The organism is Oceanobacillus saliphilus (assembly GCF_023522835.1).
Lineage (GTDB): Bacteria > Bacillota > Bacilli > Bacillales > Amphibacillaceae > Oceanobacillus > Oceanobacillus saliphilus.
The window spans coordinates 271,499-283,901 of record NZ_JALCZU010000002.1; the positions used below are offsets into that span (position 1 = coordinate 271,499).

Sequence of the window (12,403 nt, forward strand, 5' to 3'; positions counted from 1 at the left end):
ATTTGGTTAATTTTTCTCTGATAACTTTTGTATTGCTTCTATAATCGTTTCGAATTTTAATCCTCGTGACGCCTTGAATAATAATAAAGCATCTTTTGTTAAGTATGAATGCAATGCCTCTGTCAACGCTTCTTTTGAAGTAAAATGGTTGCATTCTTTTATTTTCCCTTGCTCTGCTACCTCTTTTGCTATCAACTTTGCATGTTCACCATAAGTTAATACAGCAGTAATTGGAGCTTCAATCGTATCAGCTATTGAACGATGTAGTACTTCAGAATAACTGCCAAGCTCCAGGATATCTCCGAGAATCAATACCTTTTGTCTGAACCCATCCATTTGTTTTACGACCTCGATGGATGCTTTCATCGAAGTAGGTGAAGCATTATAGGCATCATTAATAATGGAAACATCGTTTATTCCTTTTATCAGTTCGAATCGCATACCTGTAAGCTCCAGTTTTTGGAATGCATCATTGCTTTTTTCTGGAGCGATTTTCAGAAGTTTACCGATTGTTACAGCAAAAGAAGCATTTTTAGCATGATGTTTACCTAAGAGCGGAACCCTATAACGCAATCCATCAGACATGTTAAACCCTGTTTCTGTTGGGGTGATTGCCACTTCTGACAATACATTATCATTTGTTTCAAGAAAGCCATTTTTTATGACCTGTTGGGATAAGTTCAAATTCTCGAGCAATGGTTCGTCCCCGTCCACAATCAATATCCCATTCTCTTTCAGACCATTCACAATTTCAAGTTTTGCTTTTGAAATCCCCTCACGAGTTCCTAAAAACTCAATATGTGATTCTCCAATATTCGTAATAATTGCATAATCCGGCCTGGAAATCTTTGTTAATAAATCTATTTCCCCGAAGTTGCTCATCCCCATTTCGAGTATTAAAGCTTCTGTATCCCGAGGCATTGACAATATCGTAAGTGGCAATCCAATATGATTATTAAAATTACCGTTCGTATAATGTGTACGATAGTTTGTCTTCACTACAGCTGCCGTCAAATCTTTCGTTGTCGTTTTCCCATTTGACCCGGTAACTCCAATAACTATTGGATTGATTTCATCTCTGTAACTTGTTGCCAAATCCTGTAGCGCCTTGAGTGTATCATTCACGAAAAAAATTGGAAAATCATTCGGTATCGAATTAGGGATTTTTTTTCCTTTATCCCATATTATCCCACTTGCTCCGTTTTCTATTGCCTGTTCAGCAAAATCATGACCATCAAAATTTTCCCCGATGATAGGTATAAACAAGGAATTGCTCTCTTTACTTCTGCTGTCAGTAGTTACAGAATTTATTTCATTTTTTTCAGAAATCACCCCTTGATAGTTCGGAAAGATTTCGGATAACCATTTTGTCGTAAATAACATCATTATTTCTCCTTAGCAAGTATTGCTGTTCTAGCTACTTCACGATCATCGAAATCATGCTTCGTATGACCAATAATCTGATATGTTTCATGTCCCTTTCCAGCGATAAGGATAATATCTTCCTCTTGGGCGTAATTTACTGCCTGTATAATTGCTTCATTACGATCTGCAATTACTTCAAAACTTCCATCGGATTCCTGCAATCCCCTGGTCATATCATCCAATATTTGTTCTGGATCCTCCGTCCTGGGATTGTCGGAAGTGAAAATCGCATGATCTGCATAGTTAAGGGCAATGGATGCCATCAGCGGGCGCTTCGTTCTGTCTCGATCTCCGCCACAACCAACAACGACATACACTTTTTTCTTTGCAAATTCTCTACTGGTCTGCAGCACATTTTCCAAAGAATCAGGAGTATGAGCATAATCGACGATGACAGCAAAATCCTGTCCCTCTACAACCGGTTCAAATCGACCATTAACACCATTTATGCTTTCCAAAGCATTCTTGATGATCGATAAAGGAACTTTAGCAGCTATCGCTGCTGCACTGGCAGCGAGCATATTATAGACATTGAACATGCCTATCAATCTGCTGTTGATCTCAATATCCCCTGCTGGTGACGTTAATTTGAAAGAAGTCCCGGTAGCTTTTAGGTTGATATTCTCAGCCATAACGGATGCCTTCTTTTTGCATCCATATGTCAAAATGTGTTGTGCAGTACTATGCTTCAATAAGCTGCTTGATGGATCATCTTCATTGATGATTGCAAACTTTTGGGAATTACTATTATAACTATTTCCGAGTTGGGAAAATAGTAAGCTTTTAACACGCAAATAATCCTGCAAATCTGTATGATAGTCCAAATGATCCTGTGATAGATTCGTAAAAATAGCAATGTCATATTCACAGCCGAAGACACGCCCCAAATCAAGCGCGTGGGAGGATACTTCCATAATTGCCTGGTCCACATTTTCTGTAAGCATTTTGTTGAAAATTCTTTGAAGGTGCAATGCATCAGGAGTCGTATTTGCGACAGGATATGTATCGTCACCTATTTTCAATTGTATTGTTCCAATTACCCCAGTTTTTTTGCTGTGGAGTTGAAATATCTTTTCCAAAAGATAGGTGACAGTTGTTTTCCCATTCGTACCCGTTACACCTATAAGTGGAAGTTTTGCAGTTGGATAGTTAAAATGTTTTGCTGCAAGCATGGGAAGAACTCTATTTGTATCTGAAACCATAATTATTGGTACAGCAACATTTACATGTAGCGTTTTTTCAGCAATTACTGCGACTGCACCATTCGCTACAGCCTGAGCAACATAGTCATGACCATCGACTGTAAAGCCTGGTATGCAAATAAAAACATTCCCGGGTTTTACTCTCCGTGAATCCATTTCCAGGTCGTTAAATTCAATCTTATCTATTGCTGAATTCGTTTCATAAAAGGGTAACACACCTAACAATTCTTTTAAATTCATAACTAACATCCTTATCTTTTATATCCTACATATGTATTCCACAAGCTATCGGATTTTAAGAGGGTGGTAAACACCCTCTTTACATATTCGCTAATATATTATAGCAAACTTCCTGAAGTTTAACGATGTTTTTCGTCAGACAGATAAATTCTTATTGTGGAGCCTTGTTCCAATTTTGTTCCTGGCTCCGGAGACTGGTCAGCAATATACTCACCCTCCCCACTTGTTTCTATTGATAAATCAAGCAAATACTCGGTGAGCTCCTGTTTTGAATGGCCAATCAGATCAGGAACTTCGACTTTTGGCATTTCTGGCCACATGTACTCTTTATCGAGCCCATCTAAACGTGGTTCGACTTCCATTGCTCTTAAACTGTCCCCTATGATTGTTCCAACAATTGGCGCTGCCACGACACCGCCAAATTGAACCGTATTCTTCGGATTATCTACAGCCAGATATACAATAATTTCAGGGTCATCTGCTGGAGCAAATCCTATAAATGAAACGATGTAATTATTTTCCAAGTATGCACCATTGGGGCCTACTTTCTGGGCTGTACCAGTCTTTCCGCCCACACGGTAACCGTCAACATATGCTGGTCGTCCTGTTCCTTGAGCGACGACACTTTCGAGAGCAAAGCGAATTTCTTCGGAAGTCGATTCCGATATGACTCTTCTTTTCAAGTTTGGTTCAACTCTTTCCACTGTCTGGCCTGTCTTAGGATCTATCCATTCTTCAGCAATATAAGGCTCATACAAATAACCACCATTAACTGCTGCAGCAACAGCAATAGCCTGCTGAATCGGTGTAACAGAGACGCCTTGCCCGAATGAAGTGGTAGCCAATTCTACTGGGCCAACATTTTCAGGGGCGAATAGTATACCATTCCCTTCTCCCTGTAAATCAATCCCCGTTTTTTCACCAAATCCAAAATTGTCTATATAAGCGAAGAGTTTTTCTGTCCCCAGTAACTGTCCAAGATTTACAAATCCCGGGTTACATGAATTCTGAACCACTTCCAAGTAACTTTGATGTCCATGCCCTCCACTTTTCCAACAATGTATGGTTGCTCCCCCTACCGAAATATCACCGTCATCATAATAGTCGTCTTCTTCCAAATCTACAATTTTTTCTTCCAATGCAGCTGCAAGCGTAATTATTTTAAATGTAGAACCAGGCTCATACGTACTCCAAATAGGCAAATTTCTTCCAAAGATAGATGCATCCACTTCCTGATAATTTTCCGGATGGAAATTAGGACGTGATGTCATACCGAGAATGCCACCAGTTTTTGGATTAATGGCAATAGCCAACGCCCCATCGGGATTATATTTCAACACCGCCGCATCAAGTTCACGTTCCATTATGGTCTGAACTTTCGAATTAATCGTCGTTTTAAGACTTAACCCGTCATTAGGCGGCGTATAGACATCAGCAAGCGTATCGAGTCTTCTTCCCTTTGCATCTGAATAAAATGAAAGACTACCATGCTCCCCTCGAAGCTTTTCTTCATACGAGAGCTCCAGACCCATCAATCCCTGATTATCTATTCCGGTAAAACCGAGTACATGTGACAAATCATCACCGTATGGATAGTGTCTCTTTGAATCTTTTGCCAAATAAATTCCCGCAAGGTTCAGCTCGCGGATTGCTTTTTCCTGTTCTTCCGAAATTTTGATTCCCTCCGGCCTAATACTGACACTGGATGCATTCTTCGTAATCGTGTCCATTACTTTTTCTTCTGCCACATCAAGAATTCGTGCCAGTTTCTTTGCTGTATCTTCGGGATCCTCTATTTGTCTAGGTATAGCTACTACGGAGGGAGCTGTTACATTTTCAGCTAATATGTCCCCCTCAGCATCCAGAATATGGCCTCTTTCCGCTTCAAATATTATATCTCTTGTCCAAAGATCATTGGCTTGTCCTGTCAGTCTTTCTCCCATCACAAATTGCACATAACCTAACCGAAAGACGATGACTGCAAGTATGATGGCCCCAAAAAGAAAAACAGTAACGATTCGTTTTTTTACTGTAACAGTAGATACACGTTTCATTCTCCATCCCCTTTACACAGGTCGGTTTGTATCCACTATATGAGTTAAAAAAACTGAATAGAACACTGTTTGTCTATCGGGTATATATTCTAAAACTTTTTTTATTCTGACTCTGAAGAAGTATCATCCGTTAAGTTTACTGCTTCATCATCATTTTCTTCATCCATGTCACCTGTACCATCATCCAAATTTTCATCTGGTGATAAAAGTTCAATTCCCAAATAATCATTTTCCTTTATTGCTGTACCTTCAGGAATATTCTGCGTTACAACATAACCATTTCCAAATGTCTCAACCTTGAATTTCATTAAATCTGATAGTTTCATAACATCTCTTAGTGACCAGCCAATTATATTTGGCATCGTAGGTTCATCGGTAATTAAAATAATTCGATCGCTCGGAAGAACTCTCTCTTCTTCCGTGACACTAGTGGCCACAATCTTTTCTCCATCACCAACAAGTGAAACTTTCAGCCCTTGCTCTGTGAGTATGTCCCGAGTGGTTGTTGCATTATCGCCAATAACATTTGGCATGATAATCTGCTGAACCTCTTCATTTTCCTCATTATCTGGTTCAATATTTAAGTAGTGTAGGCTATTTTCAATAACATTGTTAAAAATAAAGGATAGTGGGACAGACCCAGTCTCGGTTGGTTCCAATTCAGGCTGTTGAATAGAAACATACATAATTAGCTCTGGATCTTCAATCGGGGCCATTCCTAAAAATGAAAATACATAGTTTTCTCTTCCCGTTAAATAGCCGCCACCTTCAGGATTCGGTATTTCTGCCGTACCTGATTTTCCACCAACTGTATAGTCTTCCAACTGATAAATTTTTCCTGTACCATTTTCTCCATTGACCACAGATTCCAACAATTTTAATACCTGTTCTGCTGTTTCTTCCGAAATAGGCTCTCCAACAACTTGAGGAGATTTTTGTTCCATAATTTCTCCTGTTGTTGAATCGACAATTTTATCAATGACATACGGTTGAAGCATCTTTCCGCCGTTTGTTATTGCAGTAGCTGCCTTCATTTGCTGAATAGGGGTAGTCGTACTCCCTTGACCAAATGACGTCGTAATTTTTTCTATCGGCCAGTTATAAAGAATGCGTCCGGACACTTCTCCAGGCAAATCTATCCCTGTTTTTTCATCAAAACCAAAAGCCTGTAAATATTCCAAAAATGTACCTGTGCCCATTTTCTCCCAGACAAGCTTTGCTGCTGCAACGTTGGAAGAACGCTGGAAACCCTCATCATAGGATATGGTTCCCCATCCATTACCACCATTATGGTCGTGGATTTTCCTTACTTGTTCATTAGGCTGATAACTTCCAGACTGAAAACCTTCGGAACCGTTATATACACCTTCCTCAATTGCCGCCGCCCACGTAAACATCTTGATTGTGGAACCTGGCTCAAACGGCGCCGAAACGACATCATTGTACCAATTTTCCACATTTGCAGGGTTGTTCGGATCATAGCTGGGACGACTGCTCATTGCTAAAACTTGTCCAGTTTTTGCATCCATTACGACTGCATTCATTTTTTCGGGATTATAATTTTCATCGACTTGTGAAAGCACATCTTCCAATAGAGTCTGAATTTTTTGATCAATGGTCAAATAGACATCATCGCCATCTTCCGGCACTTGAATGATTTCATTCGGATTCAATAACTTTTTATTATATCTGTCCCGTTGATAGGAAATAAAACCATCTTTTCCACTTAAAAGATCGTTCATTTCATTTTCCATACCTGCTATTCCAATAATTTCATCTTTATATCCATTTTCCGTCTCTATTTCAGTTTCCCTCGCAAATCCGATAATATGGGAAGCGAACATTCCATTTGGATAATAGCGTATAGCTTCTTCCTTAAAGTTAATACCAGGGATATTCAACGCAAGAATTTCATCTTTTTTTTGTTGGGAAAGTTCTTTACCGTTTTTCCCAAATTCAACCTGAAATCGTTCATTTTCGATTCCATTTTCTAACGGATTCAGTAATTCATTTACTTCAACATCTAAAAGAGGAGCCAGCGTTTCCGCTGTCTTTTGCGGGTCTTCTACGTGCAAGGGCTCCTCTGATTTATCTGAGTATGTTTCATCTAATATCGCATACATCCGGTATGTAGGTCGATCGTATGCGAGTGTCATTCCGTTTTTATCAAAAATCTTTCCACGTTCAGCACTTAAATTATAAGATGAAGTTCTCTTTTGATCAGCCCACTCATCTAAAGAAACTCCGTCTATCTCTCCAGTTGCCTGGATATACATAAACCTTCCCGTTAAAACGATAAAAACCGCGACAAAGATAATGATGTATATTCCAGCCATCAAATGCGTTGTCTTGTTTTTTTTCATAGGTAAGCCCCTTGCCTAATTGTTGAATGACTGCGCTTGTTTAACTTCCGCGTTTTGGATTTTCAGCCCATTTTGTTCCGCAATCTGAATAATTCTCTCAGGCCTGGACAATTCTTTCATTTCAAATAACAGTCCTTCATTTTTCACCTGCTGCGTACTTACAGTTTGTTCAAGCTGCTGTAATTCTCTATTTATTGAGTCCGTTGTTGATGCGTATGACACCATAAAAATCCCAGATGCAATCACACAGGCACCGATAAGAGAATAGATAATTTTTTCACCTTTTGTAATCCAGCCATTTTTCCTTACCTTTACTGCAACTTTTTCTTCTCTGGCAGGAATATGTTGCGGGTTTGATTGTTGCCAACTGCGGGCTTGATTAGCACTCATTATTTCTTCCACCCTTCCTCATAAGTAAATTCATTTCTCCACGCTCCAACCTTCTTTACTACTCTTAATTTTGCAGAACGCGACCTCCGATTTTCTTCAAGTTCAATGTCAGCTGCTACAATTGGTTTTCTAGATATTAATTCAAACGGTGCTTGATGGTCTTTCGGTACTACCGGGAGATGTCTCGGAGTTGCTTTTTCCGTACTCCATTTCTTGAATGCCTGCTTACATAATCTGTCTTCAAGAGAATGAAATGTAATCACTGCAATTCTTCCTTCAATCCCGACAACTTTAGCCGCTTGATGGAGTGCATCATTAAATGCAGCTAATTCATCATTAACAGCTATTCGCAATGCCTGGAAAATTCGCTTTGCCGGATGCCCGCCTTTTCTTCGTGCAGGAGCAGGAATCCCTTCCTTGATTATTTCCACTAGCTGATGGGTTGTTTTGATTTCATCTATTTCTCTATGTGCTTCTATTTTTCTTGCAATTTGTTTTGAAAACTTCTCTTCTCCGTAGTTGAAAAAAATCGAGACAAGTTTATGGAATGACCACGTGTTCACAATTTCATATGCAGTCAATTCCTGTTCTTGATTCATTCTCATGTCCAATTGAGCATCATGCTGGTAACTGAACCCTCTCTCACCTCTATCTAGTTGAGGAGAAGAGACTCCGAGGTCAAATAAAATACCATCGACATGAGAAATATTGTGTTCGCTCAGTTCTTTTTCCAATCCGCGAAAATTAGAATGAATAAACAAAATTCTATCCTCGTACATGTTTAATTTTTCTTTCGCTGCCTCTAATGCATCCAAATCCTGATCAAAAGCTATCAGCAATCCATCATCACTTAATCTAGAAGCTATTTCCCCGGAATGACCTCCACCCCCAACGGTACAATCAACATAGATTCCGTCTGGTTTAATAGCCAATCCTTGTATGGTTTCATCTTTTAGTACACTATAATGTTCAAACATACTTACACCCACTTACTTTATTGATTTACGAAATTTATGACCGATGTTCTTCCGTGTTCTACTAGTTTTAAATCAAATATCAAAATCCATAAGATTTTCAGCAAGCTCTGCAAATGAATCCTCTGAATCCGTAACATAATCTTCCCAGCTGTCACTTGCCCAGAATTCAATCCGATTGGAAACGCCTATGACATTACACTCTTTTTCCAAACCTGCATATTTACGAAGCCCTTGCGGAATGTTTATTCTTCCCTGCTTATCCACTTCACATTCAACAGCTCCAGAAAAGAAAAAACGTGTAAATGCTCTAGCATCTTTCTTTGTAAGTGGGAGTTTTTTCAGTTTTTCTTCTAATATTTTCCATTCATCCATGGGGTATGCAAACAGACATTTATCCAGTCCACGGGTTACAACAAAGCTTGCTCCAAGTTCATCGCGGAACTTGGAAGGGACAATAATTCTGCCCTTTGTATCAATGCTATGAAGGAATTCACCCATGAACATATAGTCCGCCCCACTTTCATATTTTTTATAATACCACAATCCCCCACTATCCTCCACTTAATTATCAAAAAAAATTTCTAAAGTATTAAATCGCTGTTTCCACTATTTTTTTAAGCCAAAAAAAAAAGCTGTTCTATCGATGATAGACAGCTTTTTTGCGTAAAATTTCAGGATGGTGGTGGAGAGTGGTGAGCCTTCCCTAAAAATCAGAGATATACTACATAATGTTCTTCATGGAAGGAAAAATCTTGTTCGGTCAGCTCTGTTATGAAATCTGTACCATAAACATTTATCCAGTGCAGTGGATTCCAAATCCGCTCCTGTAAGCCCCCATTCGGGTGCAATGCAGTATCCACTCGATTGAATTCATTTAACTCCTTTTCGTATTTTTCTTCCAAAGCTTTTATTAATCTACTTTCCAAGAAATCAATATCCCTGTATAAATAGAACAAGTTTTTTTCACTCAATGCTCCCAAATCGTCTCGGATACCTTTGGCCACTTCTCTTAGCGGTTTATGCGCCTTTTCGATTACGGCTTTTATCTCAGTAGCAAGTTCATCAATTCTCGGGTCGCTTTTCGATTGCAGCCATTTGTCTTTTTCTTCCTTCACACCAACATTTATGGCTTCTGCTGTATCCATTCTGTATTTTTCAACAACTTTTACAATGTTGCTTTCCACGATTGTCATGGAAAGTCGAGGAAGTACGGGTGGCATTTTCAAGTCCAGTGTATGGAATGCTTGTTTAAGTGCAGCCCAATACCCAACTTCTCCGGGACCGCCTATAAATGCCAATGTTGGAAAAAGCAACTCTTGCATGAGGGGGCGAGTTACAACATTATTACTGAGTAATTCTGGCTCATTTTCAGCTGTTTCCATTAATTCATCCGTAGTTAAACGAATCTCATTCTGCTTACCGACCCAATCCCCTGATTCATCACGAGTAAGGAGAATCCGCTCCTTATTTTTATGGTAGAAAAGATGACCATCCAAAGGACCGGCCTCTAGTGAAATCGTGTAGCCCTGTTCTTTAAGGTCTTTTAATGCAGCAAAAACTCCCTCACTGATCCCAGGCTGATGCTTTATCATTTTTTGGAAATGGCTGCTTTCCAATTTTCTTACCTTACTATTACCAGAGTCAATTAATACAACTCCTTCATCCTTAAACACATGAAAAATAATTTGCGCAAAGAAATCAGCATATGTTTTAGATTGATTCTTCATGTCAACAATGGCTTTGTATAAATCTTTTGTATGTACCGTTTCTTCAAGCATTTCAAATAAATTGTCCACCCATTTCGAAAGTGCTTTCTGATCAATTGCTATATCTGAAACCGATCTTTTTTCCATCAAATGATGTGCAAGCTTATATTTTTTCATTTGCGGCACATCAGGCAAATATACATGATTTATTTCATCAAAATCATGGTCTTCTCCCGCTATCCAAAATACGGGCACGACAGGAATGCCCAGTTTATCTTCCTGCTGTCTTGCAAACTGAATAATGGAGATTAGTTTGTTGATGGTATACATCGGACCAGTCAATAGACCCGCCTGCTGTCCACCAATCACTGTAACACTCTTTGGATCATTCAGCTTATTAATATTGTTATGAGTGGATTGCGGGGCACCCCATGCTTCATTAATGGTATGTAAAACATTCGTTAATTGCTCGCGGTTAAAATTAAGATCATCCAGATCCCTAAGTCTCTGTTCATAATCACTATAAGGATTGTAATCAAAAAATTCCATTACGCGTTTATGGTTTTTTCGGTAATCAGTGATCAGGCGACTTTGAGCTTTCAATTGTATAGGGTCGATATGCATTGATCCCATGCTCCTTCTATTCATAATGTACAATCTGTATTGTACATAAGTTTCTATCTCATTTCATCTAATCTGTTTGACTATTGCTCAACTAAGAATTTTTTGAATGATACCAATCAATACAAGAACAACGTACAACAACAAAAAAAGCAAAAATGAGAACCTCCAAATAATTTTCAAAGCTTTTCCCAATTCAACTTCTGTTCTTGTCTTCCATTGATAAATGATAATGGCAGAAATAGATAGGATAAAGATAATAATCATCCAACTGATAAAACTCCGTTCAAAAATCAAATAAAGCAGCATTGATACAGCTATGACATAAAATGCAGTTGTCCAGTTGACAGCCGTATGAACTGCTTTTAGTTTCTTATTATGTATTTTTACTGAAGCTAAATAAACCAGGATCGTTGCGATAAACGGAATGGTAATAAAAATTGATATAATATAGATGATGTATTCGAACATACTTTTATTTTTCCCTTCTTCGATTTCCTTTCCACTTAAGAAGTCCTCACAACGAATGTTTCAAGAAATTTGTTAGCCACTACACGTACGAACCGTTCTCAATTCCCATTTTTTATTGTATCAGATAATAAACCATCGTGGCATAAATACTCTATATATTAATTCAACTAATCTGTAACTCTAGTCAACTTAGAACTCTTTTATTAGTCAGAAAGTCGAGTTACATATTCATGGATTGGTACCCCGCATTCCAACCCCTAAATAATTTCAAAATTATCACTTTTATATTATAATAGCGTTGTATTGCTATGTAAATTTCATTAACAAGACAGACGCTTCCTACAAGGGGTATGGAAGTGGAAAATTAACGAATGGGGGAAATTTTTATGGAACATATTAAAGTTGAAAATCTTTTAGTTAATTATAAGACGCTTGAAAAGTTCAAGAGATTCAAAGAATACGGGAATCAAGAGCTGACGATGATGGAAGATTTGCAGAATAATATCATTGAAAATGATAGTAAATCTCCATTCTTCGGGATTTACCACGGTAACAACCTGATTGCCCGAATGAGTTTGTATGAGGTAAATAAGAAGTATGACTATTATTTTGAACCACCTCAAGACTATCTGACCATTTGGAAACTTGAGGTACTTCCCGATTATCAGGGGAGAGGCTACGGAAAAGCTATGGTAGACTTTGCAAAAGGCTTTAAACTTCCGATAAAAACAAGTCCACGAATTAATTCACATGGGTTCTGGGAAAAAATGGGGTTTGTAAAGGCGCACTATGAGATGGAAAGAGACTTAGGGGAAAATCCGCTGATTTGGCTTCCTGATGGTGTTATGGAAAAGAGCTAAATCATAACTACAAGCATTGGTTTTATCTATCTGCATCAGACCTTAATCACAAAAAAAAGACATGAAGGTTGTTTCCCATTCATGTCTTTTCGTT

At 38.5% G+C, this 12,403-nt stretch carries 10 protein-coding genes; 1 reads left to right on the forward strand and 9 read right to left on the reverse strand.

Annotated features, from left to right (window positions below; genetic code table 11):
* Positions 1-6: 6 nt before the first annotated feature.
* From MN204_RS04400 to MN204_RS04440, 9 genes are all read right to left on the reverse strand, one after another.
* Entirely contained in the window at positions 7-1,383 is a 1,377-nt protein-coding gene (locus MN204_RS04400; protein WP_249869870.1) for a UDP-N-acetylmuramoyl-tripeptide--D-alanyl-D-alanine ligase, read from the reverse strand.
* Positions 1,384-1,385: 2 nt separating this feature from the next.
* Complete coding sequence (locus tag MN204_RS04405) at positions 1,386-2,867, reverse strand: UDP-N-acetylmuramoyl-L-alanyl-D-glutamate--2,6-diaminopimelate ligase (protein ID WP_249869871.1); 1,482 nt, start codon at positions 2,865-2,867, stop codon at positions 1,386-1,388.
* Between the two features lie 119 nt (positions 2,868-2,986).
* Positions 2,987-4,921 carry a stage V sporulation protein D gene (locus MN204_RS04410; RefSeq protein ID WP_249869872.1) on the reverse strand — a complete coding sequence of 645 codons (1,935 nt, stop codon included), beginning with the start codon at positions 4,919-4,921 and terminating at the stop codon, positions 2,987-2,989.
* Positions 4,922-5,022: 101 nt separating this feature from the next.
* Positions 5,023-7,284, reverse strand: coding sequence for a penicillin-binding protein (locus tag MN204_RS04415; RefSeq protein WP_249869873.1), 2,262 nt, complete (start codon positions 7,282-7,284; stop codon positions 5,023-5,025).
* Between the two features lie 15 nt (positions 7,285-7,299).
* Positions 7,300-7,674 (reverse strand): cell division protein FtsL, encoded by a 375-nt coding sequence (ftsL, locus tag MN204_RS04420; RefSeq protein ID WP_249869874.1) that lies wholly within the window; start codon positions 7,672-7,674, stop codon positions 7,300-7,302.
* On the reverse strand, positions 7,674-8,651 hold the full coding sequence (rsmH, locus tag MN204_RS04425) for a 16S rRNA (cytosine(1402)-N(4))-methyltransferase RsmH (RefSeq protein ID WP_249869875.1): 978 nt from the start codon (positions 8,649-8,651) through the stop codon (positions 7,674-7,676). The genes ftsL and rsmH overlap by 1 nt, the downstream gene beginning before the upstream one ends.
* Before the next feature lie 72 nt (positions 8,652-8,723).
* Entirely contained in the window at positions 8,724-9,155 is a 432-nt protein-coding gene (gene mraZ / locus MN204_RS04430) for a division/cell wall cluster transcriptional repressor MraZ (RefSeq protein WP_249870236.1), read from the reverse strand.
* A gap of 206 nt (positions 9,156-9,361) precedes the next feature.
* Positions 9,362-10,981, reverse strand: a complete 1,620-nt coding sequence (gene bshC, locus MN204_RS04435) for a bacillithiol biosynthesis cysteine-adding enzyme BshC (protein ID WP_249869876.1) — start codon at positions 10,979-10,981, stop codon at positions 9,362-9,364.
* Positions 10,982-11,068: 87 nt separating this feature from the next.
* Positions 11,069-11,449: a DUF3397 family protein gene (locus MN204_RS04440; protein ID WP_249869877.1), complete on the reverse strand. Its 381-nt coding sequence runs from the start codon at positions 11,447-11,449 to the stop codon at positions 11,069-11,071.
* Between the two features lie 386 nt (positions 11,450-11,835).
* Here MN204_RS04440 and MN204_RS04445 point away from each other — a divergent pair, with 386 nt between their 5' ends.
* On the forward strand, positions 11,836-12,309 hold the full coding sequence (locus MN204_RS04445) for an N-acetyltransferase (RefSeq protein WP_249869878.1): 474 nt from the start codon (positions 11,836-11,838) through the stop codon (positions 12,307-12,309).
* The last annotated feature ends 94 nt before the right edge of the window (positions 12,310-12,403 follow it).